Source organism: Gimesia sp. (genome assembly GCF_040219335.1).
Classification (GTDB): domain Bacteria; phylum Planctomycetota; class Planctomycetia; order Planctomycetales; family Planctomycetaceae; genus Gimesia.
The window spans coordinates 79,245-104,949 of sequence record NZ_JAVJSQ010000018.1 but is presented as its reverse complement, the minus strand read 5'-3'; the positions used below and the strand labels follow the sequence as shown (position 1 = coordinate 104,949).

Annotated in this window: 15 protein-coding genes and 1 tRNA gene; 11 read left to right on the top strand and 5 right to left on the bottom strand. The window is 51.5% G+C overall.

The features are described from left to right. Window positions 1-44 precede the first annotated feature (44 nt). Window positions 45-266 (top strand): helix-turn-helix domain-containing protein, encoded by a 222-nt coding sequence (locus RID21_RS15040; RefSeq protein WP_145451921.1) that lies wholly within the window; start codon window positions 45-47, stop codon window positions 264-266. Window positions 267-272: 6 nt separating this feature from the next. On the opposite strand, the gene RID21_RS15035 is transcribed toward RID21_RS15040, so the two are convergent. Further along, window positions 273-587, bottom strand: a complete 315-nt coding sequence (locus RID21_RS15035) for a hypothetical protein (RefSeq protein ID WP_350190177.1) — start codon at window positions 585-587, stop codon at window positions 273-275. Between the two features lie 336 nt (window positions 588-923). On the opposite strand from RID21_RS15035, the gene RID21_RS15030 reads away from it, so the two are divergent. The 10 genes from RID21_RS15030 to RID21_RS14985 all read left to right on the top strand — a co-directional run bounded on the left by RID21_RS15030 (window position 924) and on the right by RID21_RS14985 (window position 15,424). Continuing rightward, complete coding sequence (locus tag RID21_RS15030) at window positions 924-2,699, top strand: type I restriction-modification system subunit M (RefSeq protein ID WP_350190175.1); 1,776 nt, start codon at window positions 924-926, stop codon at window positions 2,697-2,699. Further along, window positions 2,696-4,060 carry a restriction endonuclease subunit S gene (locus RID21_RS15025; protein ID WP_350190173.1) on the top strand — a complete coding sequence of 455 codons (1,365 nt, stop codon included), beginning with the start codon at window positions 2,696-2,698 and terminating at the stop codon, window positions 4,058-4,060. The genes RID21_RS15030 and RID21_RS15025 overlap by 4 nt, the downstream gene beginning before the upstream one ends. Beyond that, the gene (locus tag RID21_RS15020) at window positions 4,057-4,914 is read left to right on the top strand and encodes a GIY-YIG nuclease family protein (RefSeq protein WP_350190171.1); all 858 of its coding nucleotides are present in this window, start codon (window positions 4,057-4,059) and stop codon (window positions 4,912-4,914) included. Before RID21_RS15025 ends, RID21_RS15020 begins: the two co-directional genes overlap by 4 nt. A gap of 14 nt (window positions 4,915-4,928) precedes the next feature. Beyond that, window positions 4,929-8,042 (top strand): type I restriction endonuclease subunit R, encoded by a 3,114-nt coding sequence (locus RID21_RS15015; RefSeq protein ID WP_350190169.1) that lies wholly within the window; start codon window positions 4,929-4,931, stop codon window positions 8,040-8,042. A gap of 303 nt (window positions 8,043-8,345) precedes the next feature. After that, window positions 8,346-8,432, top strand: coding sequence for a hypothetical protein (locus tag RID21_RS15010; RefSeq protein WP_350190199.1), 87 nt, complete (start codon window positions 8,346-8,348; stop codon window positions 8,430-8,432). 542 nt (window positions 8,433-8,974) lie between these two features. Further along, window positions 8,975-11,263 carry a sensor histidine kinase gene (locus RID21_RS15005; RefSeq protein WP_350190167.1) on the top strand — a complete coding sequence of 763 codons (2,289 nt, stop codon included), beginning with the start codon at window positions 8,975-8,977 and terminating at the stop codon, window positions 11,261-11,263. A 12-nt stretch (window positions 11,264-11,275) separates the two neighbouring features. Beyond that, the gene (locus RID21_RS15000) at window positions 11,276-12,391 is read left to right on the top strand and encodes a response regulator (protein ID WP_350190165.1); all 1,116 of its coding nucleotides are present in this window, start codon (window positions 11,276-11,278) and stop codon (window positions 12,389-12,391) included. Between the two features lie 16 nt (window positions 12,392-12,407). Next, window positions 12,408-13,154, top strand: coding sequence for a hypothetical protein (locus RID21_RS14995; protein WP_350190163.1), 747 nt, complete (start codon window positions 12,408-12,410; stop codon window positions 13,152-13,154). Window positions 13,155-13,160: 6 nt separating this feature from the next. Next, a complete protein-coding gene (locus tag RID21_RS14990) occupies window positions 13,161-14,621 on the top strand; it encodes an Eco57I restriction-modification methylase domain-containing protein (RefSeq protein ID WP_350190161.1) in 1,461 nt (486 codons plus the stop codon). Window positions 14,622-15,274: 653 nt separating this feature from the next. Next, the gene (locus RID21_RS14985; protein ID WP_350190159.1) at window positions 15,275-15,424 is read left to right on the top strand and encodes a hypothetical protein; all 150 of its coding nucleotides are present in this window, start codon (window positions 15,275-15,277) and stop codon (window positions 15,422-15,424) included. A 395-nt stretch (window positions 15,425-15,819) separates the two neighbouring features. On the opposite strand, the gene RID21_RS14980 is transcribed toward RID21_RS14985, so the two are convergent. From RID21_RS14980 to RID21_RS14965, 4 genes are all read right to left on the bottom strand, one after another. Beyond that, window positions 15,820-20,148, bottom strand: a complete 4,329-nt coding sequence (locus RID21_RS14980) for a sacsin N-terminal ATP-binding-like domain-containing protein (RefSeq protein ID WP_350190157.1) — start codon at window positions 20,146-20,148, stop codon at window positions 15,820-15,822. Between the two features lie 14 nt (window positions 20,149-20,162). Continuing rightward, window positions 20,163-23,672, bottom strand: a complete 3,510-nt coding sequence (locus RID21_RS14975; protein WP_350190155.1) for a helicase-related protein — start codon at window positions 23,670-23,672, stop codon at window positions 20,163-20,165. A 709-nt stretch (window positions 23,673-24,381) separates the two neighbouring features. After that, a tRNA-Pro gene (locus RID21_RS14970) sits at window positions 24,382-24,465 on the bottom strand. Window positions 24,466-24,761: 296 nt separating this feature from the next. Continuing rightward, a complete protein-coding gene (locus RID21_RS14965; RefSeq protein WP_350190153.1) occupies window positions 24,762-25,697 on the bottom strand; it encodes a sterol desaturase family protein in 936 nt (311 codons plus the stop codon). Window positions 25,698-25,705: the final 8 nt, after the last annotated feature.

The window sequence follows — 25,705 nt, the reverse complement described above, 5'->3', positions numbered from 1 at the left end:
ATAGTCCGTGGCTTTATCGTCGTTGTCAAGTGTTTAATGCCTGCATGGCAAAACGAGCAGACATACTGGTGAGATTTGGACAGCGGGTCCGGGAACTGCGCAAAGAGCAAGGTTACTCACAGGAGAATTTTGCCTACGCTTGTGAGCTGGATCGGACCTACGTCGGCGGGATCGAACGGGGAGAGAGGAATCTGTCTCTGCGGAATATCGAGCGGATCGCCGAGACGCTCGACATCAGCCTGGCCGAGCTGATGGAAGGGGTTTGAGAGAACTCAGCCGGCTGGAGCATCAACCAGGACCACGCCCAGTCGATCAGAGCCGTCAGCCATCACCTGATTGGCTGCTGCGGGAGTGTCAAACAGGCGGGGAATCTTGACCCTGGTCGCATCACTTTGACAGACAGCATATCGCAGCCGTGCCGCGATCAACTGCTGCCGCAACCGCTGAATGTCTTCTCCCCGCCAGAACGGCTTGATTCTGGGGCCACCAGAATAGATCGCGAACATGTCTGCATCGTCGAGATCCATTTCTTCATACCAGAACTGCAGGGCAGCTCTGATCAACATGATTTCTTGTCTCTGTAGCATATCGCTCCTTTCTTGTAACCGGGGGCCTGGACTGTACGAGTCAACGGCCTGGTAATAAAAACGCCCTGAAACAGACTTCAGAGAGACTGAATTCCAGAGCGTTCGAATTTATCAGTACCGATCACTGATAGTTAAAGGCGTTGCCTGCATGTATTCTGCCACAATTAACGACAAAATTTAGATGTCTTGGCTCCGGATACGTTCAGGGTTCCCTGAATTAACCCCAGACAGCGGCGTGCTTGCTCACCTCTGTTATTCTGTGTAGTATGGCGAATTGATAAATTGTTTACCTGTCGAGAGTTACTCACGTTTGACACCTCAGAGAAACTATACACCATGAATCAGCAGCAGTTATCCTCGTTCATTTGGTCGGTCGCTGATCTGCTCCGCGGCGATTACAAACAGTCCGAATACGGCAAGGTCATTCTGCCGTTCACCGTTCTGCGGCGGCTGGATTGCGTCCTGGAACCGACGAAAGCAGCCGTCCTCAAGGAAAAAGCCAAACGCGAAAAAGCCAACGTCAACCCGGAAGCCTTTCTCCGCCGGGAGACAGGGCACAATTTCTTTAATGACTCCCCCCTCGATCTCAAAAAGCTGATGGGAGATCAGGACCATATCCACGAAAACCTGTTCTCCTATATTAACGGATTTTCTGAAGAGGTCCGCGATATCTTCGAATGCTTCGAATTTCATACCCAGATTGAACGCCTCCACCGCAACGGGCTGCTCTATCTGATCACTGAAAAGTTCGCCAATATCGACCTGCATCCCCAGTTCGTCACCAACGCCCAGATGGGGCTCGTCTTTGAAGAACTGATCCGCAAATTCGCCGAGCTCTCCAACGAAACCGCCGGGGAACACTTCACCCCCCGCGAAGTCATCCGGCTGATGGTCAATCTGCTGTTTATTGAAGATGACGAGGCCCTTACCAAACCCGGCATCGTCCGTTCCCTTTACGACCCGACCGCCGGGACCGGGGGCATGCTCTCCATTGCCGAAGAACATCTGAGCGGCCAGAACCCAGAAGCCCGGCTCGTTATGCACGGACAGGAGCTCAACGCCGAATCCTACGCGATCTGCAAAGCCGACATGCTCATCAAAGGGCAGGACATCAAAAACATCAAGCATGGCAACACCCTCTCCGACGACCAGCTCCCCGGCCAGCACTTCGACTACATGCTCTCCAATCCCCCCTTCGGCGTCGAATGGAAAAAGATACAGAAAGAGATCAAAAAGGAACATCAGCAGGACGGCTTCAACGGGCGTTTCGGCCCCGGTCTGCCCCGCGTCAGCGACGGGTCACTGCTCTTTCTGATGCACCTGATCTCCAAGATGCGCCCCGCCCAGGAGGGCGGCAGCCGGTTCGGCATCGTCCTCAACGGTTCGCCCCTGTTTACCGGGAATGCAGGCAGTGGGGAAAGCGAAATCCGCCGCTATGTCCTGGAAAACGATCTGCTGGAAGCCATCATCGGCCTGCCGACTGATATGTTCTACAACACTGGCATCAGCACTTATATCTGGATCGTCTCCAACAAGAAACCGAAAAACCGCGCAGGCAAGGTCCAGCTGATCGACGCCAGCGACATGTGGCAGAAGATGCGCAAAAGCCTGGGCAGTAAGCGCAAGGAACTCAGCGAAGAACACATTGATGAGATCACCCAGATCTTTGGAAACGCTATTGAAGTGTATCTCAACCCTAAAGCTCCTGAGCCAGTAACCCGAAAACAAGCGATCCCGATCAGCCGGATTTTCAATACCACCGATTTCGGCTACCAGACCATCACCGTCGAACGTCCTGAGCGGGACGAGAATGGCGAGATCGTCACCGAGAAAAAAGGGAAACGTAAAGGCCAGCCCAAGCCCGACAGCAAACTCCGCGACACCGAAGACGTCCCCCTCAACGAAGAGATCGACGACTACTTCCAGCGAGAAGTTCTCCCCCACGTCCCCGACGCCTGGATCGATCACGACAAAACCAAAGTTGGCTACGAAATCCCCTTCAACCGGCACTTCTATGTCTTCAAACCGCCGCGCGAACTGGATGAAATCGACGCCGAACTGAAAGGGGTCACCGACCGCATCGTCGCCATGATCGGAGAGTTGTCGCAATGAGTTTTCCGAAGTATGCAGGGTACAAAAACAGCGGCATTGAATGGTTGGACGAAATACCAGAGCACTGGGATGTTAAAGAACTGAAATATGCTTGCTCAAACTTTCCCAGCAATGTTGATAAAAAAACAATTGAAGGGCAACAAGTAGTCTCACTCTGCAACTACACCGACGTTTATTACAACGAACAAATTACTACAGGCATGCAACTGATGAAAGCGAGTGCCACAGACGAACAGATTGAGAAATTCACGCTTCGGGCGGGTGATGTCATCATCACCAAAGATTCAGAATCTGCAGATGATATCGCCGTCTCAACTTATATTCCTGCTGATCTGCCAGGAGTTGTATGCGGCTACCATCTCGCAATGATTCGCCCAAAAGAAGGTGTATCAGGTCTATTCATTAAACGACTATTTGACTCTGTGTACATACAATCCAAAGTAGCCACATTAGCAAATGGATTAACCCGCATGGGGCTCAGTCATGCTTCAATCAGTGGATTAGAGCTCCCCATCCCCCCAGCAGAAGAACAAACCGCCATCGCCAATTTCCTCGATGCGGAAACGGCAAAGATCGACGCCTTGGTCTCAGAGCAGCAGCGGTTGATTGAGTTGCTGAAGGAAAAGCGGCAGGCGGTCATCAGTCACGCGGTCACCAAAGGCCTGAACCCCGACGCCCACCTGAAAGACAGCGGCATCGAATGGCTGGGCAAAGTGCCAGAAGATTGGAGTGTAAAGTTACTACGTCGTTTCTCATGTAAAGTTCAGACCGGACCTTTTGGAAGTCAGCTACATGCGGACGAATATGTACCTAATGGTACTCCAGTCATAAACCCAACCCACATGGTCAACGGTAAAATTGTCCCGAGCGACGATATCAGAGTAACGGATGAAGTATTAGAAAGGTTACCACATCAACGACTAGAAGCTGGAGACGTAATTTTTTCACGACGGGGTGAGTTAGGGCGTTGTGCACTTGTAACAGAAAGAGAGGCAGGGTGGCTGTGCGGTACGGGCTCAATGATATTAAGACTCCATAAGTCCGAATACATTGGTGGTTATCTATCTTTATTCCTATCGCTTGACATCTTAAGACAATACTTTGAAAGCTTCTCGATTGGATCGGTTATGAACAGTTTGAGTTCCGAAACGCTTCTTTCGATGCCCTTAATTGTTCCACCAATCAATGAACAACAAAGAATTGTTGATTATGTAGCCGAAAAGGTTGAATTTATAGAGTCTCTTGTGGAAGAAACAGTAGGTACTATCGAACTCCTGCAGGAACGCCGCACCGCTCTGATCTCCGCCGCCGTTACTGGCAAAATCGATGTCCGCGAGTACGCAGCACAGGAGACAGCATGAACCAGACACCGAAAACCATTCAGATCTTTCTGCCAGGGGGCGACCCTCAGGGGATTCGGGTCGCCGAGATCACCACGCGGATTCTGCAGGTCATCGAAGTTCCCCGCAAACTATTATCTGACTTTTTCCAGATGCCGGAAAGCAGTCAGGTCGGCGTTTACTTTCTGTTCGGAGAATCGGAAGAGGAAGAACCGACCGTCTACATCGGCCAGACGGGCGACCTGAAACAGCGGCTGGGTGAGCACAACCGGAAAAAGGATTTCTGGGAAAGCGCACTGGTTGTTATTTCCCGCACGAACAGTCTCACCCAGACACATGCGGTCTTTCTGGAATGGTTCGCCATCGATGCCAGCCGGAAGGCGGGGCGCTATACCGATGAAAACGGCAACAGCGGCAGCAAACCGCACACACCGCCCCCGCTGGAAGCCGACTGTCTCGAGATCTTCGATACTGCCAAAACCTTGCTGGCAATCTTGGGCTATCCGGTCTTCGATCCTGTGGCCTCACACACTCCGACAGATCAGGCTGAAACTCTATACTGCCTGACTTCAGATACAGATGGACGGGGACAATACACCACAGAAGGTTTTGTCGTTCTGAAAGGCTCATCAGGCCTGGTGAGAAAACCGGCTGCCAGTCGCAGATTCTCTGAGAACATCAGAGAGAAACTGGTCAAAAATAACACCTGTAAAATTGATGGTGAGAGAATCGTGTTCCTGAAAGACCATCTATTCAAATCCCCCAGCAGCGCGGGAGCAGCACTGGTCGGTCGAAACGTCAACGGCTGGACGGTCTGGAAAGACAACGACGGTCGCACACTGGATGAACTGAAACGACAGACTGAGGACACATAGAAAACGGTCGAATCATGAGCCTGCACAAAGAAAACAAATTCGAAGACGAAATCTGTGATGAACTGTCCGCGTCAGGCTGGCTCTACGCAGAGAAAGACGCTGCGAACTACGACCGGGAAAGAGCCCTCTACACGTCAGACATCGTCGCCTGGGTACAGGAAACCCAGCCCGACGCCTGGGAGGTCCTCACCAAAAACCACGGCGCAGCGGCGGAACAGATACTGTTGAATCGGTTGCGCGATTCACTCAATAAAAACGGGACCCTCTCCGTCCTGCGGCAGGGGTTCGACGTGCTGGGCGTCCGCCGCAAAATCCAGTTGGCCCAGTTCAAACCCGCGCTGGCCATGAACCCGGATATTATGCAGCGCTACGCCGCTAACCGGCTGCGCGTCGTCAGACAGGTCCGCTATTCGCTCAACAACGAAAACAGTATCGACCTGGTCCTCTTCCTGAACGGTCTTCCCGTCGCGACTGTCGAACTGAAAACCGACAACACTCAGAGCATCGACGACGCCGTCGATCAGTACCGCCATGACCGCGATCCCGCTCCCAAAGGGCAGAACCCCGAACCACTGCTCTCGTTCCCCTCGGGCGCCCTGGTTCATTTCGCCGTCAGCAGCAGTGAAGTCAGGATGACCACACACCTGAAAGGGACCGCGACTCATTTCCTGCCATTCAACCTGGGCGACCATGGGGCCGCGGAAAATCCGGTCAATAAGGACGGCTATATGGTCTCCTATCTCTGGGAGAAGGTCTGGCAGCCGGAAAGCTGGCTCGAAATCCTCGGGCGGTATATGGTCGCCGAACGGAATGAGAAAAAAGACATCACCAAAATCATCTTCCCCCGTTACCACCAGCTCGATGCAACCCGCAAACTGCAGGAAAAAATCCTCTCGGAAGGCCCCGGTCAAAAATACCTGATTCAGCATTCCGCCGGTTCAGGAAAAACGAATTCCATTGCCTGGTCGGCTCATTTTCTGGCCGACCTGCATAATGCGGACAATAAAAAGATTTTCGACACCGTACTGGTCGTCTCTGACCGCAAAGTGATCGACAATCAGTTACAGGACGTGATCCACGGCTTCGAACGGACGGCAGGCGTTGTCGCCACTGTCAAAGGGGGCGGGGGGAGCAAGAGCTCTGAACTGGCGGAAGCCCTCTCCGGTGATAAAAAGATCGTCGTCTGCACAATCCAGACGTTTCCCTTCGCGCTGGAGGCAGTCCACGAGCTGGCGGCCACCGAGGGCAAACAGTTCGCCGTCATCGCCGACGAGGCGCACAGCTCCCAGACGGGGGAAGCCGCTTCCAAACTGAAACAGCTCTTATCGGCGGAAGAGATGGAAGCCCTCTCAGAAGGGGGTGAGATCTCCAGCGAAGACATTCTCGCGGCACAGATGGCATCCCGCGCCAGTGACAAGGGCATCACGTACGTCGCGTTTACCGCCACTCCCAAAGCCAAGACGCTGGAACTGTTTGGACGCCGACCCGATCCCAGTCAGCCCGCTGGCCCCAACAATCTGCCGGAACCGTTCCACGTCTATTCCATGCGACAGGCGATTGAAGAGGGTTTCATCTTGGACGTCCTCAAGAATTACACGTCCTACAAGCTGGCATTTAAATTGGCCAACGAGGGCAAGGAGTTTGACGACAAACAGGTCGAACGCGGTACCGCCATGAAAGGCCTGATGAACTGGGTACGGCTGCATCCCTACAACATTTCGCAGAAGGTCCAGATCGTCGTCGAACATTTCCGGGAAACCGTCGCGCCGTTGCTCGACGGCAAAGCCAAAGCAATGGTCGTCGTCAGCAGTCGCCTGGAAGCGGTCCGCTGGCAGCTGGCGATTGAAAAGTACATCAAGGAAAAAGGTTATCCCCTCAAAACACTGGTCGCCTTTTCCGGGGAAGTCAACGACAAAGAGTCCGGCCCCGAACCCTTCAAGGAAACCAGCAAAGAACTCAACCCTGGTCTGAAAGGGCGCGACATCCGCGAAGCCTTTAAAGGGGACGAATACCAGATCCTGCTGGTGGCCAATAAATTCCAGACCGGCTTTGATCAACCGTTACTCTGCGGAATGTATATCGACAAGCGGCTGGACGGCATCCAGGCAGTACAGACCCTCTCCCGGCTGAACCGCTGCTATCCGGGCAAAGACAATACTTACGTGCTCGATTTCGTGAACGATCCCGAAGAGATCCTTGATTCTTTCAAGGTCTATTTCACAACGGCGAGTCTCTCCGATGTCACCGATCCGAACCTGATCCTGGATCTGCGGAGCAAACTGGACGAAACCGGCTACTATGACGAATTCGAAGTCGAACGGGTTGTGAAAGTCGAACTCAACCCGAAAGCAAAACAGAGCCAGCTGGAAGCCGCCATCAAACCGGTCGCACAGCGGCTGGTGAATCAATATAACACCGCCAAAGCCGACTTCAATCTCGCCCAGCAGAACAACGACGACGAGACCGCGAAGGCGGCCAAAGATACGATGGAAGCCCTACAGCTGTTCAAAGGGGATATGCAGACCTATATCCGGGCTTATACGTTCCTCTCTCAGGTCTTTGATTACGGCAATACCGACTTCGAAAAGCGGGCCATCTTCTACCGGCACCTGCAGCGGCTGCTCAAGTTCGGACGCGAACGCGAAGGCGTCGACCTCTCCCAGGTCAAACTGACGCACCACAATCTGAAGAACCGCGGCAAACAACAGATGCACCTGCACGACAAAGACGGTCTACAGCTCGACCCGATCTCCGAAGCGGGGAGCGGCGCCGTTCAGGAAAAGCAGAAAGCCCGTCTCAGTGAGATCATCGAGAAAGTCAACGACCTGTTCACCGGCGAGCTGACCGACAACGACAAGCTGGTCTACGTCAATAACGTCATTCTGGGCAAGCTGCTTGAGTCAGAAACACTCGTTAAACAGGCAGGCAGCAACACTAAAGAACAGTTCGGCAATTCTCCCGACCTGAATTTCGAACTCACCGAAGCCATCATGAATGCTCTGGACGCACACACGGAAATGAGCTCCCAGGCGCTGAATTCAGACACAATCAAACAGGGGCTGAAAGACATTCTGCTGAATCACACCAACCTGTATGAAGCACTCCGCGAACGGTCAACGAGTGCCTGAAGAGAAGGAATAGAACCATCGCGAATCCAGTCGTAACTTGGCTAATTGTATCGTTTATTGTTTGCGGTTTCCTCGGTTTCATTGTCGGTAGTCAAAAAGATGCAGGCAAAGCGGGTTTCTGGGTTGGTGTGTTATTAGGCCCTGTTACTGCAAATGCTGCGGTACTACTGATGGGCCGCCCGTCCGGTCAACTGGCTGTTTCTCGGACCTTCACGAATCAAGCCGATCGCCATGGGATCGATGTAATGGGTCTGCCGGGACGCCTGCAATGAAGCCGGCTTAGAAAAAGCCGTCACGCCGCACATGCTCCTACACAGATTCGCCCCCCATCTGCTCGAAGCCGGCACGGAACTGCGGGTCATCCAGAAACTCCTGGTCGTATCACTTTGACAAACAGCATATTGCAGCCGTGCCGCGATCAACTGCTATCGCAACCGCTGAATGTCTTCCCTTCGCCAGGGCGGCTTGGTAAGCATAAATAAACTCTCCAACGAAAATCCCATGTTTGGAAGTAGCTCTGGTTCATCGATCAAGTCACTATAATTACTCCTTCATAGAGCAATTTCCTTGCTTTCATACAGTTACTTACTAAGTCGATTTCCATTAACTGAAGACTTTGGTAGGCTATTTAGACGATTGAACCGTACTGGAAACAGGTTCATTCCACTGTAACATATTCCTATGCTGGAACTGCTGAGGTACGGGACGCCGGCCTTAAAAAAACTGGCTGAACCTGTCATAGGTAACAAGTCCACGAAAGCTTAATAGAGATATATGGTTTCATCACAATTCAACTGGATCGCCGCAAACGTCTGGGGTATCGCCGACACCGTCTTTGGCCTGACGTTCGAGGAGAACGCAGCGTGATTATGAGTGTTGGATTGAGAGTTGCAAAGCATTTTGGAATAGAGGACTTGTAAGGATCGGCATAGATGGCGAAATTCACAGTCGACACACATTTGTTTAGAGAACTTGGCGAACTTCTCGTTGGCCGAGATTCGACTGCGCTTGTTGAGTTGATCAAGAACTCCTACGACGCCGATGCCACAGAAGTCACCGTCTATGGTGAAAACCTCGGAAAGCCTAACGGCCGGATTCTGATTACAGATGACGGCATTGGAATGACCGAAAGCACCTTTAGGTCGGGCTTTCTGCGAATCGCGTCACGCATTAAAGAAACTGGTGAACGACGGTCACCTTGCTTTCAGCGCCGGTACACAGGTGCAAAAGGTGTGGGGCGTCTCGCAGCACAGAAACTTGCATGGAAGCTTGACTTATTATCTGTGCCATACGAAGAAGTGTACGGCAGCGATGTAGATGCTGTGGAAGCGTCGATCGACTGGAGGCGTATTGACCAGGGGGAGACACTTGATGACGACTCGATCGACGATGCCATCCGTGTTGATCCAGTCGATACAGACGACGAGCCTGGAACGCAAATAGAGCTTACTGGCCTTCGTGGAAAGTGGACTGCTGCTGAACGGACTCGAGTAATTCACGAGGTGACAACATTCCAGCCGCCTGAAGTATTAGTTTGCCTCCCATCCCGCCTAACGAGCTCAAAACTTCTATTCGACTTGCCATTGGTGCGAGATATCAAAGGAACAAAAGACCCGGGCTTCGAGATTGCTCTTGAGGGAGATTTTGACGTAGGCGAAGAATACTGGAAAGTGGTAGCCGAGGCTGCTGATTGGATTCTTGAAATTGACTCCTCAAACGAAAAAAACATTGTTTCCTATCTTATTACTCCGACGAAATCCTTAGCAAAAAAGTACCCGCATGTAGAGCAGCACGAGTTTCATAAGAAAGATCCAAGCGTAGATTATGTCCCCTCGTTCCATGCTCGGATTCTTATTCGTAGTGGACATGCCACAGGTTCGCAGGAGAATCAGAGACGCTGGATGACTCGTAGCGCAGGTATTCGTGTTTACATGGAGGGATTCCGAGTCTTGCCATATGGAGACTCGGGAGACGATTGGTTAGAAATCGACAGGGACTACGCAAGACGTGATCGCAAGCTATCGTATCTTACCAACGCAGATTTGGACTTATCGCGATTTGGAGATGAGGACACTGATTTCGGTCTAAGTGCCCTGAGAAATTCATCATATTATGGAGCAGTATTTCTGACTAACGAAGGCGCTTCTGAGCTCTCAATGTTGGTCAATCGCGAGGGTTTCATTCCTGATGCAGCCTTCATGAGCATGCGACAAATCGTTCGGGTTGGGATCGACTTGTCAGTTCGCGCACGTGCCTATGAGACACATGAGGATCGACTGAAACGACGTGAGGAACGGAGTATCCCGAAAGCCTCGACCGATATCCCGCCAGAGCGAATGAATCTACGCGAAGCCGCCGATTCGGCAAAAGAAAAAGCAATTGAACTTGCAAGGCAGTCTCGGACTGCAGCAGCAGCAGGAGACCATAAAGCTGCTGAGAAACTGATTCTGAACGCAGGTAGGGAGATCGAGCGTGGAACACGCCTTGCTGGCGAGCTGATTTCAGACCGATCCATTATGCAAGTACTTGCAGGTGTCGGGCTTCAGATGGCGGCTTTCGTACATGAAATGAACGCGTTGCTGGGTATGGTGAGTGCCGTCGAAGCTGCGGTCAAAAAGACCCAAAAAACGTGCCTTCTTGACAACGACTCGCGAACACAGCTTGCCAAACTGTCGCAAAGTGTTGGCGATTTGCGTCGGGTTGTAGAACGTCAAGCGTCTTACCTGAAGGATGTGACATCGCCAGATGCGCGTAGACGTCGCTCACGCCAAATACTTCGGGACAGATTTGATGCCGCAATGAAGCTCGTTCAACGTGCCGCTGATAAGCGAGGCATATCTATTCAAAACCGAATACCTGAGGCGCTGAAATCACCGCCTATGTTTCCTGCAGAACTGGCAGTCGTATTTTCAAACTTGCTTACAAATGCAATCAAGGCAAGTCGGAAGAATGGCTACGTACGGGCTAAGGGACGGCAACGACCGAACGGAACAATCGTGCTGACAATCGAAAACACCGGAGCACGAGTGAGTTTGAAGGATTCTGAGAAGTGGTTTCTCCCTTTCAAATCTACGACCGTCGAATCTGACCCTACTCTCGGACAAGGGATGGGAATGGGCTTGCCGATTGTCCGCAATATTCTTGAAGAATACGGTGCAACAGTTGCATTCGTGAAGCCTAGCAGCGAGTTCACCACTGCGGTCCAGATCGTCTTCACCTAAGGAATTGGTTCAATGACACAGCCCCAAATACCGACCGTCGTATTCATTGACGACCACGAAGAAGAATTGAAGCCGCTCGCAGAGCTTGTTCATAGCGCTGGCATGGCAGGATGCAAGGTAGATTCTCCAGAGGATGTCGATGCCGAACTCCTTGAACATGCAGACTTGGTAATCGTCGACTATACGCTTGACGACTGGATTAAAAACGTAGATGTCAGCCAACTGTCGCTGAAACCGGTCAATGGAGTCGCGCTCGCATCTGTCCTAAGGGAACACTATCGCACAGGACCTTTACGTCACGCACCACCGACGGGGTTTGCCCTAATCACAGGAAAACCAGGTGCGATTTCCACTAGTCCAGGAGAGCGCCGTCCTCATGTTGTCGCGAGGCTTTCAAATCTTGAGTGGTTTTTTGAAAAGCATACCGACGCGCAACAAAATGCGGACCAAATCGTAAGTCTTGCGACAGCGATTCATTCGTTGCCTTCTGGATTCTCTGAAAACATGGTTAAGCTGGACCAACTGGTCGAGTTGTTAGGGGTTACAAATGAGAATCCACTGTTTGAGCGCTACCGCGATGCTGTCGGGCTCTGCCGACCGCCATTACATCATCTCTCCAAAGAGAGTGGGGGCCTAATTCTCATACGATGGCTGCTCCACCGAATTTTACCGCACACGTCCTTTCTCATTGACGAGCGAAACTTGGCGGCCCGCCTCCGAGTGACGATCGATTCGTTACGGCTCCAACTTGCAGACAGTGGTCAGTTTATTGAGGCGTTGTCGACTTACGAGTACACAGGATTACTCAGCACGTTTGACGGGACAAGATGGTGGAGAGGAGGCATTGAGCAATGGTTATGGAATATCACAGACGGACAGTCATCCAAGCCTGAGGCTGTCATAGAGTCCTTGAAAAATATCGGCGCCGAGAAACTTGTTCCAACTGACGCAGTGCGACCAGTTGTGACTCTGAACGAACATTTGAAGCAGGAAGATTCACTCACTTCGCGATCTGATGTTGTTGCGATCCAACTCGATGACTGGCCAAGCTATGCAGAACCAGCGTACGTTCGGAGAGAGATACTCGAGAAGCATGACTTTTTGAAACTATTCGTTACGGACGTGTGAAGCAGGGATAGGCAACATGAGTGAGTACACTGGTATCAAGTTTTCGTACGAGAACATGCTCAATGAGATAAGAAGAATGCAAAGGCTTGCAGGTGTTTTTCTGGCGAGCGAATGCGAAGGCGTACTGGAGGCATGCTCTCAAGGATTAGAGAGCATTCGTAATTCGAGTACCGACAGATCACACCTTTGGCAGATTCAGGAAGAATGGCCAATTCAAACGATTGATAGTCAGGGCGAATATCGAGGAAGTGGCCGTGAGGGAGGGAACTCCGTCTATGGAAAGCTCTGCTTTCGATGGGAAATTCGGAATCCCGATCGAAGTCGCCAACGACAGAGAGAGTTCCATCTATTTGGTGAAGCAACGACGAGCTTAAAGATTATGAGCCGGGATACAAGTGAGCTAATCGCACAGTGGCAGATCGAAGCGGGGGATGCTTCGTCGCCAGGATGCCATTTTCACTCGGCTGTTAATCAATACGGAGACAATGGGTTGTTTCCAGAGTGGCTCAAAGTTCCACGTCTTCCTAGCGTACTATTGACACCAATGGATGGCCTTGAATTTCTATTGGGAGAGCTATTTCAGCACCGCTGGGCACAGGCCGTCAGTGAGGAGTCTGAAGATCGTAATTCATGGGCAAAAAGTCAGCGCGAGCGACTTTGCAATATACTCAGTTGGAAGCTGGATGTCGTTCGCCAGTCGGAAACCACGCCTTGGATGGCTTTGAAGAAAGCCAAGCCAGAGCTAGACGTTCTCATGGAGTAGGCCCCCATGATCGCGCCTGAGCCCCCAGATTCCTGCAAAGTTTATACGCCTCGATCGTTGGCAAGAGCGATAGTTGCAGCGATCGCTGATGGAGTTGATCAACGGTGGCTTGAACCTAGCTGTGGCACTGGAAGCTTCCTTGAAGCTCTCGCACAGCTTGGCGTCGACCGAAAGCGCATTGTTGGTGTCGATCTTGATCGGAAAGCGTCAGGGGCGGATAGTCTGGCTACTGTAACTCGGGGTGTCGACTTCCTGGAGTGGTCGAAAACTCGCAAAGGACGATACGACTGCGTCGTTGGCAATCCCCCCTATTTGCCGATTCGTGCGCTGCTTGATCCACTCAGGAACACCGCCTCAAACGTCGTGGATGTAAATGGTCATCCAATCGGCGACCGCGCAAACACGTGGTATCCATTTATGGTGCGGGCAATGGAGATGCTTCGCGAGGGTGGTAATCTGGCATTCATCTTGCCTGCTGCCAGTGAATATGCTGACTACGCATCGGAAGGTCGGAAGAAACTGACGCGAATGTTTGACCGAGTGGACATTGTCCGAAGCAGACGTCCGCTTTTTAACGATGTGTCCGAAGGAGTTGTCGTAATCATCGCGACAGGTAAAGGAGGTGAAAGCAAGCTATTCCGTCGACATGAGGTAGAGGACTTACAGGCTGCTATTCAACAAATCGGTAGAATCCAGCAGACCAATGCACGCAACTGCCCCAAGTTGAGAAGTCCAAAGAAACCCGAGGTAGTAAAGTTCAGCGACATCGCAAACATTAGGATCGGAGCTGTCACAGGTGACTCCAAATTCTTCGTGTTGAACGAAGAACAACGTAAGCAGCTACGTCTTCCAAAGAAATGCCTCGTGCCAATCGTGTCGAGAAGTAGACACATCCGACTACCTGCTCATGATCTTCAGTCATGGCAGCACGAGTGTGATTCTGGTGAAAAGGTATGGTTGTTTCGACCAGACCCATCATGCGCCAATATGAAAAGTGTGCGGTCGTACTTGGATCTTTCCGAAGGCGAAGGTGGTTGTCATAAGGAGCGTTTCAAGATCAGAAACCGCGAGCCGTGGTACGCAACACCGCTGCCAGAACATCCCGATTTCTTTCTCACTGGGATGAGTGGACTCGGCCTCTGGATGTGTTTGAACGAACACCCCCAGCTGAATGCAACAAACACTCTTTATATGGGTACCTTCCGGGAACCGCTAAACCGCAGAGAGAAGTTTGCATGGGCGTTGGCACTGCTCACCAGCCAAGTTCAAAAACAGATTGTTCGTGCAAAGAGAGTCTATGCGGATGGACTTTCCAAACTTGAGCCGGGACAAGTCAATGCGCTCGTACTGCCTGAACCTCCGGTGATCAGCGACGCAGTCAGTGTGTATCGCCGCGCTGCGAGCGCTTTTCTTTCTGGGGATCGGCGACAGGCGGCCGCGATTGCGGATTCTGCTGTACTTCAGTGATAACCCGGTGATTGGCATGATTCGAGACCTCTCACGTTAGTAAACTGTGACTGCCAACTGGATCTGATCTGCCTGATCGGGAAGCATAGCCCAACCTACTTCCCGGTGACGGACAGGTGATTGACCACATTGTAACTACACCCGACCTGCAGTTTCATGACCTGACCGTATTGGACCGGGAGACCACAGAGGGTATCAGGCTGTCCGATCACTTATGGATCGCAGGCTCCATTAAATAACTAAAAACCTGGAAACCAGAAGCCTTTTGGATGATTCCAAAAGCACTTTTTAAAAGTGTTGTTTAACCGAGTGATCCTAAGCTTTAAAAACGTCTTTTATACGAAGCTCATCCCCGAACCACAGTACTGCCTCATTAAGCAGGTCCTGCGGGACCGTGCTATCGTGTCGATCTGCCATGTTGACTGACGCGTGGTTCATCGGGAGGTATTGTTATTATTATCGAGAAGGTTGCCAGTCTGGATCAGTTCCAGGCTCAATCCATATGGGGAATCTTGGATAAACAATGTCGGCAAGGGCTAACTTTTGATATCATTAACAATGCTTAAAATGATATGGTGAAAATGGCCACTGATTTAGTGTAGAAGCCAAAATTTGACCGGCTTCAAACTCAATCTCTAAGAGAGTACTCCGATATGCAAAATAATAACCTCCCCCCTGAGAATAACAGCAGCAAGCTGACTCGACGTGAGTTCATTGCAACCGCCAGTACTGCTTTTATGGTGCCGACCATCGTTCCCAGTTCGGTCTTTGGTGCGAATGCCCCCAGTAAGACTACCGTCTAGCTGGGTATTCAATGGTTGGACTACTATTTCAGAAAACAGGTTGCCCCGTTGTTTCCAGATCAGAACGGCCTCAACATTGAGTGCCTGGCCTGAAATCAAAGCGTAGCGTCAGCCGGTTGAAAACTATAACGCTGTCTGTGCTGAATAGGTACCTTGAATTTCGCCAACTGTACCCAAACAGTCAAATCTTTTCTGGTGTCAGATGTTCTTATCACTGATGAGCCTCCTGAGAGGCTCTCAGGAGCGATTTAGGAGCAGAATGCGAGAAAATGCCTACGGTTGGGATCGAAGGGCGAGAGAAGCGATCCTGGGCGTTTCAGAGGGTGTAATCTTACACAGAAAATTACAGAATAACGGACTAGTTATACTGCATCCAGAGCTCAGGTGTTTGCACATCAGCCATGCTGCCCGCCCTCTTCGACTCCGGCCACGTCTTCGTGCTGATAAACAAGGCGATAGTTGGCGGGGTGTAAGGTCAGCTGATTCTGCGAACGAAGCCGCAATAGCTCCGTACCGGAATATATGACGGCCTTATCATTCAGACCGCGAAGTACGATCGAAAAGGAATTGGGCTGACGCTCGCAAAGATTCCAGACAACGGCGTCCAGTTGCAGTGGCTCTCGTTCGATGCAACAATCTTTTACCCAGTAGTTTTGGACCAGGCGGCCATCACCAGAATAATGTTCCCACGGGAATGTGCTGCCATTAGCCTTCTGTAGCCAGCTGCCATCGGGATGAAAGTAGCGATCCGTTCCTTCCTTCGAGAAACCCGCTTCTGCGGCCATCAGCTCGATCAAACTCGGCTTGGGGGGCTTTCGTGGTGGCGACGACTTTTGCTGCCGCGTGTCTTGTGCTTTATCTTCGTCGAAGTTGCTATGTTCGCCATTAGATTCATCGGCAACATCGCTAGTGCCATCGTCCATCATGCCGTCGACACTCTCATCACCGTCGTCAGAAGGATCGTCAGCCTCACTTTCGGCACCACCCATATCATCGACGCCGGATTCTAGATCGATGTCCTCCACTGTGTTATGGTAATTTTCCAGATCGGAATCTGTGAGCTGCTCACCGGATGATGCATGATAGGCAGCGTCCTCAGCCTCGGTGGTTTTGTCGGAATCCGGAGGTGATAACCGAAAATTTTCCTCGAGATAGTCCTGGATAAAATCGGGGCTTCGTTCCACGCACGCTCGGATTGCGTCACCGATGTCCCCGCGGTCAAACATGCGGGACAGTTCCTGAGTGATTGCCTTGAATAACTGAGCTAAGGGTCGATCGTCGACATACAGACGGTCATCCTTCCACAGGACTTGAATTGGGCGAGCGGTACCGGCAGGAGTGCCATCAATATATGGCACCGATTCGAGCCCAGATGTGACCTGCCAGAGCGAGCTGGCCAACCGAGATCCAAGCCGGCGGACAGTCTCTTGATATTCGGGCTCGTCAAGTTCGATCCGGGCGATCCCATTTCCCAGAGACAGCATCCACGGTTTTGCGACGGGTACCTCCAGATCAAACAAGCCTTCAAAACACCGGTCTTCGATTCTACTGGATAAGGTAGGCAACTCGCTGAATGGCGGCTGCTGGCACATTTCCGCATCCAGCCGTTGCAGGTCGGCCGTGTTTTGTTTCACTGGTTGAAAAAGATGTCTCCACGCAACGAGCGACTGCATCGTCAGCGAGTATTTCAGGGACTTAACATCTACCCAAATCCCGTCAAGGCTCAACCAGTGCCCGCACTCTTCCCAAATCTTCAGCGGGAATCGCGGTAATAAGTTGCGAACTCGTCGTAGCTCATCCGCACTCAGCTTGTTTCCTGAGGGGAGTTCCTTAAGCCATTCAATGGCGAGATCGGCGGTTGGTCGCTCTGCCACACCGATCTTCTGCCACAGCGTCAAGTGTCGAACTGATGGATGTACCAGCGGCACATCCGGTACATCGTCTTCCGCGGAGTTCAGAAAAACTTCGGCTTTGCTGTACCAGTTCCCGTCCTGTGAAAGAATCAATGAATCGCTGGTAAAAGCATCCCTAACTGTTATCGATTCGGCCGTCGAGCACTTCTGAAAAAGCTGATCGAGCCGGTGATACCACTTTTCGAGTTCGTAGACGGGAACATCATCCTCACCTGCCAGCGCACGCAGTCGGTCCAGAAGCCGATCGGGGCCGGGAGGCGAGTCGCCGACACCCAACAGCTTGAGCAGTGGACGAGTGTGCTCATTGTCATCTTCCGCTCTTACGAACAACTCGACGTCGAGTAACGGTTCCGTATCCGGAGTACGACGCAGTAATTCAGCAGGCTTATGACACTGGCCACGAGTATCAATCAGGCACGGCAGGTCTCTGAAGCGAGTCAGCCAGGTCGAGGGGACAGGCTCGTGGATGATGGATCGCCGTCTGCCTGTGGTTGCAATCTGCTGAACCTTGGCTGAAGTCGCTTTACCCGAGTATAAATCTGGATTCCTGAGAATCCGCAACAACAGTTTTGACCAGTATGTCGAATCCTGGCTGGCTGACTGCTCCCATCCATTCCAGTGGGACTCGTTGAAATCCCAATCTTCAACGATGAAATCGTGCGTTACGTATTGGTACCCAGGCTCGGTTGTGATTCCCCGCTGCCTCAGAAGAGCTTTGAGCTTGCTGCGGCTATAGACTTTCTGCACAAAGTTCTCCAGTGGAACAAAGCCGAGCAGTTTACTTTTGCTGCTTGCAACCCACTGCTCCCATTCAAGCTGGGAGCAAGAGACAAAGTACTGACTATAATCGTCATTTAGGACATGCCACTCATACCACTGTTCATCAACAAACAGATCAAGCTGCCCGTCAAGATCGACTAGGATGGTCTTAGCGACCGTTGTTCGCAGCTCATCCTGAGTGACGAACTGAAACTGATCCGTGACCGTCGCACCGAGCTTCGCAGCAATCTGCGCGATTCGAATGCAATCTTCGATCGGGTATTTGTCGTTTGCGAACGCCTTTTCGGATACAGCCGCGACGACTCGACTCACGTCACTGGAGTCGTCGAGATCGAGAGCTTCTAGAACACGCTGTGCTTTTTCCCAGGCTGATAGCAGGCTTTCGTCTTTCTCTTCATCAGCCTTGCGACGTTGCTCAGCAAGATAACGTGGCCAGTTCTGATTAATAACGAGCAGATATTGTGACAGAAAACCCCAGTCATCTTCCGAATGCAAAAGCCTCTTCTTGCCCAGCCGCACAACTTCATCAGCCGAGTAGAGGACATCTTTACTTTGAACGGGTACTATACGAATACTACGCCAAGACTTCCAATTGTAGTTAGACTTGCAGACGTAATAGGAGACGTATGCCCATAGCAACAGTAATTGCCGCCAAGATTCAGGACGAGGAAGATGCTTGTTTTTGAGCACGTTCAGAATGTGATGCTTGTCTATCTCTTTGACGAGATTCCAATTCATCAACTTTTTGCGGTCATCTTCTGCAATGTGGCGGGAAAGCAACGGCCGTGAAGTCTGGTCAAAGAACGCAGACACCTGCTCCACCGTCCAAATCGAGAGCAACCGGCTAGGGACGTCAACGCAATGATCGGATTGGACAATCGTTTCATTTTCGGTCAACAAGACTTCTCGGTCCTCAATCACATCGCCAAGGGCCTCTTCCACAATTGTCCCACAACAGCCCTCAATCGTGCTATCTTCTCGGTCCACGTCTGAAAGAAGTTTATACGCCTGGCAGCGATCCGACGCTGGAAGATCACTCCGACTCAGCCACTGTAGCATTGACTGAGCGGCGAGTTCGCCGGCACGCTTCAATAGCCATCGGTTCGTCGGCGAAATCTCCGGGTCTTTGATCTTTACACGTGCTGGGTCTTGAATGAAGGGCGCATTGCAAGCGAACGGCAATTCGGTTTTTACACCGGTCGGCAGAATTACGAACAACCGACCTTCCATTCCGAGAACAATCTCGACGCGACAGGGCGGAAACGCTGCATCATCATCCGAGGAAATCATCCTCTCCTGTCGGATTTCCTCGACGGCCTCGGGAGGAAATGGTTCATTCTGGGAGCGAATTAGAAGGTACTTCCTATCCGGCTCCGCCGAACACGTCATCCATATCGAACCCTGTACTGGTCCGTCACCGGCAGAATCCCAGCGAACTTCATGGTCACCAACACGCAGCCGCCTAATGGAATCAAAGAACAGCAGCGACGCCGGACTTGCCAACCAGTCAGCGAGATTTTTTTCTATTTCCTTTTGACGAAATTGATCTTTGATCGTGACACTGACCTGTGTATCAAGGGTTGGGTCATCATTGATCCACACAGGTTCGGAGAACCGTTCACGAAAAAATGATACCGAAAGCGTTGGTGTGCGAAGCTGAACTTCGTCTCCCAGGCTGAATATACTCTTGAAGCCAATTCCCCGAAAACCAATCGTGTGGAGACTCCGCTTATTGGAGTAGCCAAAGCGACAGAGTGAGGCGAATTCGTCGTTTGTGAAGTCGTTACCATTGTGGCAAAAGACAAACTTTCCATCGACGATTTTTACATCGGCTTCCGTTGCCCCGGCATCATCAGCGTTCTGAAGTAATTCTGAGACAATGTGGCGTGGACTCTGCACTTGTTTGAACAGCTGGTGCCAAGGAGCGGCCAGCTCCGGATCGGCTTCCAGCTGTTCCCAACGACCGCGTGCTTTGTCACGGATGCCATAGAAGTAATCCGGCGGTGATCCGCTTTTTGACTCGTGCATCATTTATTGGACTCCACTCATGCGGGTGGGGCTCCCCGCTGAAGCATCTCATTCAGCTTATAGTTAACGCTTGTGATATCAAAGTCAGGTTCGCGTTCAAACGGAGTTCGCACATAGAGAGGGGGTAACGCCTTCTCGCCATCAACCTGGACGATTGCCAGAATGAAACTCGTTGAGGAGTTAATTCCAGTGACAATTTCGTTGCGCGTGATCGTCACTGTGTCGGCCCCAACAACACGCCCCTTCACTTCTATGAACCGCAATCGCCCGGTTTGTCCATCGACGGATTCAATGTCGTAACCGCGGTTATCCTTGCTGATATCATGCGGGGAGTGGCCTAATGCTGCTTCAGCATCCATGACCGCTTTCATAGCGACTCCCTCGACTCGTTTCGTTTCGCGGGTTTGAATCGTTTCCGATATCTCTGGCAAGCCGCTAAGCTTTCGCAGCTTTTCAGCCGAAACGACTAGAGCTCCCCCCACGACTATTGGAGCTTTAGGAGAAAGTTGCTTTTCTTGTTCCAGTTCATCCAGTCGTTTCTTCAGCCGTGCCTGCAAGTCATCGGCTCGTTGCTCGGCCCTTCGAGAATTCAGCCTAGGAGTCTTACCCGCTTCTTCTTGAGCTTTTAGTTGCTGCGCCCGGTTATCCCAGTGCATGTATTCCTTTGTGAGCCGTTCAGTGACGGCCCGCTTTGTTTTGTCGATCAGCGCGTCTTTTTGTCCACGCATTTCCCGGACATGGCGAGGAACAAGTTCGGAGATGGCGTACTCAATCGCCAGCTCTTCCATATCTCGCGTCAGCCATTCCTCGTCGAGAAGCGGCTGGATAGCGTTGCCCTCCTCTTCTGTCGCCGGTCGGTAATCAAGGTATGGCGCATATCCGGCAGAATGGACATTGTCTTGGCGATCGATTGCTACGAACTGTAACTGACGGCTGACGGCACGACGAACACCGTTTCCTGTTATCCGACCATCCTGAATCGTGTGCTCAAGGTAGAACAAGGCGCTAACATCCTCGGATGAATTAGTTTCATCGATGAGAATCGCACCTTGCTTAAGCAGATCGCGGTATCTCTCCAAGATCAGGTCGATGCAGGTGTCGAGTAGCGGATGTCCTGGACAGACGAAGGCGGCCTGCCGCTGACCTTCGACATTGATGAGAGACTTGTCGAACGTGATCCGTTCGTACTTTCGTTGCACTTTATTGCGAGTTCCAATTTGCCGGTCCCGGTTGCGAATATCCGCTGGCACGTGCGAGATTTCAAACCTCTTGTTCTCTCGCTCCTTTAGCTTTCCGCCTAGATGCGCAAACGCGTCGCGGAAGAACGAAGCGATGAAGTAAGGCTGCAATCGCCTCGCGTTCGCGCGTTCCATCTTGGCTCGAATTTCTCGCACTCGCGAAGTGTCCATCGACTCATGTTCCAGTGAGCGGTCCTCGATCAGTTCCCGCAAACGAGCATGATCTAGTGCGCCTTCGACCTTTTCCTTCAGCTTGGCTTTGACATCCGGCTGGTTGCCATACAGAATTGCTTCCTGGAGAAGGTCACGTAGCCGACGACCCTCGATAGCCTTTCCGAGTACATCGAAGACGGCTCCACCTAACGCGTCGCGCTCTACATCGAGCTTTTCGAGTAGTCTACGAAAGACATCACCTTCGCGAGTGTCACCGGCAACAAGATTCCAAAGATGGCAAACCTTAGTTTGTCCTATACGGTGGATTCGTCCGAATCGCTGCTCCAGTCGGTTCGGGTTCCACGGCAGGTCGTAGTTGACCATTAAGTGTGCTTGCTGCAGGTTGATACCTTCCCCAGCAGCATCTGTGGCGATCATGACCAACGTTTCTTTGTCTTGTGTGAATCGATCCTGAGCATCCTTGCGATATTCGCGCAGCATGCCGCCGCTGATCGTTACCACAGCTTCCGGTATTCCCAACAAATTCGTGATTCGATCTTGCAGATAGCCTAGTGTGTCACGATGTTCAGTGAAAATTACTAGCTTACGACGATTCCCATGCTCATCAAACATGTGCTCATTTTCTTGAAGCAGCGAGGATAATTGCTCCCACTTCTTATCTTTCCCGCTGCTGCGAACGGCACCTGCTAAATTTTCCAGCTCTTTGAGTCGTTCAATTTCCAATTCGAGTTCAGAGATGGTTTGCGCTGCGGTCGCCTGATCGAGGATGTTCTCCTCTGCATCCTCGAATTCTTCTCCTGGTCGATCCTCGAAATCTTCAACGTCATCGTCTGATTCGAGTAATGGCAGACTCTTATCAAAATCGATCTGTGCCGCCCCTCCGCGTTTCAGCAACTTAACCTCCTCGCGACGACTTTCGAGACGCTCGCGCCGACGGCGCAGCGACTGGAAGATTGCTTCAGGTGACGATGCGAGACGTCTTTGAAGAATCGTCAACGCAAAGCCGACCGTTCCTTTTCGCCCATCATTTTCAAGAGCCTTCGCACGGTCAAACTCCTTGCGAACATACTCTGTCACTTCCGCATACAGGGTTTCTTCGGTATCGCTCAACTTGTAATCGACAGTATAAGCTTTTCGTTCCGGGAATAGTCGTGTTTCGTCGAACTTCAGCAGATCTTCTTTCACCATCCTCCGCATCATGTCGCTGGCGTCACAACTGTGACGTGCTGGATCGTATGAACCTTCGAAACGATCACTGTCGAGTAGCCGCATAAACAACTGAAAATCTTCTTCCTTGCCGTTGTGAGGAGTGGCGGACATCAGCAGGAAGTGCCTTGTCAATTCTCGTAGGAGTAACCCGAGCTTGTGCCGTTTGGTTTCCTTAACCTCACCACCAAATAGAGAAGCGGACATCTTATGAGCTTCGTCAACGACAATCAGATCCCAGTCCGTAACCTTTAGTTTGTCCTGAATTGACTCATTTCGGCTAAGCTTGTCGAGGCGGCAAATAACCAAGTCGTTTTCCAAAAACCAGTTGCCGCTGTAGGCCGACTCGAACTTGTCGTTAGTCATGATTTCGAAAGGTAGTTGGAACTTGTCGCTGAGTTCGTCTTGCCATTGCTCGACTAGATTCCCCGGTGCAACGATCATACAGCGTTTGAGGTCGCCGCGAACGATCAGCTCTTTGATCAGTAGGCCGGCCATGATCGTCTTTCCTGCTCCAGGATCATCGGCAAGCAAAAAACGCAGAGGCTGCCGCGTTAGCATCTCTTCATAAACCGCGGTAATCTGATGCGGTAACGGTTCGACCAGTGAAGAGTGAACCGCTAGCACCGGGTCAAAAAGATACGCAAGCTGGATACGCAACGCCTCGGAGGCGAGACGAAAGAGATTGCCATCCCCAGTGAAGCTCCACGGTCGACCAGATTCAACAAGTTCCAATGTTGGCTCGCGATCACGGTACAGGATTTCTTGATCAGTCGCCCCATCGGGTGCTTCGTAGACAACCTTCAACGCATTTGAGCCGATCAGCTTCGCGTCGATGATCTTCACAGCCGCATTGGCGAGAATGCCTTTAACGGTCGCGTCCTTCGTGATTTCTTCCAATCGGACCATGTGGCTACTTTGCTTTTCGTTCTTGTGACCTGACTGGTCGAGGATTGGTGACCTGAGTCTCCAGTTTTTCAAAATCTGTCTTATTGAGGAGTCAGTAGTTGTTGACCGGAGGCGATATTCCTGCAGTTTTGCGGAAGCAGCCCACGCCTGTTTGGTATTCGCCGAAACTCCCAGCAGCTCCGCAACCTATTCCACCAACAGATACTCATCTGTTGGTGACATTTACCTAAGTTATTTTGAAATGGTGGGGAACACACGTATGCAGACGTATAACAGTAACAAACATGATATACAGTTACAACTGACCGACCCTTAGCGATTCATCCCATCATTCTCTGAAAATCACGCGCAATTACGATCGCGCAGAGTGCACTAAAAACTGAGTCCAGGGCATTTAAGAATATACGCACTGAACAGACATGTTCAATTTCGCCTACTGTGACCAGACAGTCAAATCTTTTCTGGCGTCAGAGGTGCTCATCACCGATGTGCCTCCTGAGAGGCCTTCAGGAGCGTTTTAGGGGCAGAATGCGAGAGAATGCCTACGGTTGGGATCGAGGAGCTAGAGAAGCGATTCTGGGCGTCTCAGAGGGTGTAATCTTACACAGAAAATCACAGAATAACGGACCACGTACTGGACCACTACCGATCAGTAGGTAGTGGACCATTTTCCGATTCCATAAACCCATTATCAGAAAGGGTTTAAAAGTCGGGGCGACACGATTCGAACGTGCGACCTCTTGCTCCCAAAGCAAGGTGTCTTTTTGCAATCCACTTACATAAATTTGCCCAGATCCTGTAAGCCACGCATCTTAACTGGTGGGGGGATGCCACACCTGCCGGAGTTGGACTGCGCCGCCCATGTGGCAAGTGGTCTGATTCCCTCTTTGCCGGCCCTGCCTCGCTCCCCGAGAAAAACGAGCGAATCAAGCCGATATATCGTGAGGCTGCGGACAGTTTCGTAGCCTCCTTTGGCTCTACCCAACAGATTTCTTCTGCTCATTAAAAATATCTTTTACACCAAGCTCATCACCCAACCATAATACAGCCTCATTCAGCATATCCTGTGGGACCGTGGTATAGTGCCTGTCAGGAAACGCTTCTTATCTCCTTATCATCAAGGGCTCCTCTAGAATTGTCATCCGACAAACCACGTTCCGGATTCCTGTCACCAGTTGGTTGACTGTGTCCCGCCTTGTCTGTGTGCAACAGACCTGATGTACCACGGTGAAAGGGCAGCAGCAACATGCCTGGCAGGCGGTCAACCTGCCGTTCATCGGTGAAAGTCGTCACGCCGACTTCCATCAGTTCATGGCCCTCTTGCGGTTGCGGACGGTAGGTTCCTAAAAGGTAATCCCACCACGGCAGATTAAAACCGAAGTTACTGTTTGTCTCTCGGTGGATGACCGAGTGGTGCACCCGATGCATGTCGGGAGTGACGACGAACCACCTCAATAACCGATCAAACTGTTTCGGTAATTTTATATTACTGTGGTTGAACATGCTGGTTGCGTTCAGCAGAATTTCAAAGGCAACGACCGCAATGACGGGTGGGCCGAGTACCAGCACTACGGACAATTTAATCAGGGATGAGAGCAGAATTTCCAGGGTATGAAATCGCAGTCCGGTGGTCACATCAAAGTCCAGGTCCGCATGATGTGCCATGTGCAGACGCCAGAACAGGGGCACGGCGTGGAACATCACATGCTGAAGATAGATTGCCAGGCCGAAGGCAATCAGGGCCAGCAAGACCTCCAGCCAGAACGGCCAGTCGACGATGTAAAACAGACCGTATTCATGGTCACCAGCATACATTGCTGCCGCGACAGCCGTAACTGGAATGAAGATTCGAACCAGCGTTCCATTCAGTACCACCAGGCTGAGATTACTGGTCCAGCGCCAGGGCTTGCCAGCCACCAACTTTCGTCGAGGTACAAACAGCTCCCAGACCGCCATCCCGATCAGGATCGACAGGAAACAGGCCAGTCTGACGATGACCACTGTTGTAGGCTCTACATTATCCATTAGTTGAC

What these genes read in the sequence shown, in the direction of transcription:
- RID21_RS15040 (WP_145451921.1), top strand. Translation starts at nt 45, where the DNA reads ATGGCAAAACGAGCAGACATACTGGTGAGATTTGGACAGCGGGTCCGG.
- RID21_RS15035 (WP_350190177.1), bottom strand. Translation starts at nt 587, where the DNA reads ATGCTACAGAGACAAGAAATCATGTTGATCAGAGCTGCCCTGCAGTTC.
- RID21_RS15030 (WP_350190175.1), top strand. Translation starts at nt 924, where the DNA reads ATGAATCAGCAGCAGTTATCCTCGTTCATTTGGTCGGTCGCTGATCTG.
- RID21_RS15025 (WP_350190173.1), top strand. Translation starts at nt 2,696, where the DNA reads ATGAGTTTTCCGAAGTATGCAGGGTACAAAAACAGCGGCATTGAATGG.
- RID21_RS15020 (WP_350190171.1), top strand. Translation starts at nt 4,057, where the DNA reads ATGAACCAGACACCGAAAACCATTCAGATCTTTCTGCCAGGGGGCGAC.
- RID21_RS15015 (WP_350190169.1), top strand. Translation starts at nt 4,929, where the DNA reads ATGAGCCTGCACAAAGAAAACAAATTCGAAGACGAAATCTGTGATGAA.
- RID21_RS15010 (WP_350190199.1), top strand. Translation starts at nt 8,346, where the DNA reads ATGCTCCTACACAGATTCGCCCCCCATCTGCTCGAAGCCGGCACGGAA.
- RID21_RS15005 (WP_350190167.1), top strand. Translation starts at nt 8,975, where the DNA reads ATGGCGAAATTCACAGTCGACACACATTTGTTTAGAGAACTTGGCGAA.
- RID21_RS15000 (WP_350190165.1), top strand. Translation starts at nt 11,276, where the DNA reads ATGACACAGCCCCAAATACCGACCGTCGTATTCATTGACGACCACGAA.
- RID21_RS14995 (WP_350190163.1), top strand. Translation starts at nt 12,408, where the DNA reads ATGAGTGAGTACACTGGTATCAAGTTTTCGTACGAGAACATGCTCAAT.
- RID21_RS14990 (WP_350190161.1), top strand. Translation starts at nt 13,161, where the DNA reads ATGATCGCGCCTGAGCCCCCAGATTCCTGCAAAGTTTATACGCCTCGA.
- RID21_RS14985 (WP_350190159.1), top strand. Translation starts at nt 15,275, where the DNA reads ATGCAAAATAATAACCTCCCCCCTGAGAATAACAGCAGCAAGCTGACT.
- RID21_RS14980 (WP_350190157.1), bottom strand. Translation starts at nt 20,148, where the DNA reads ATGATGCACGAGTCAAAAAGCGGATCACCGCCGGATTACTTCTATGGC.
- RID21_RS14975 (WP_350190155.1), bottom strand. Translation starts at nt 23,672, where the DNA reads ATGGTCCGATTGGAAGAAATCACGAAGGACGCGACCGTTAAAGGCATT.
- RID21_RS14965 (WP_350190153.1), bottom strand. Translation starts at nt 25,697, where the DNA reads ATGGATAATGTAGAGCCTACAACAGTGGTCATCGTCAGACTGGCCTGT.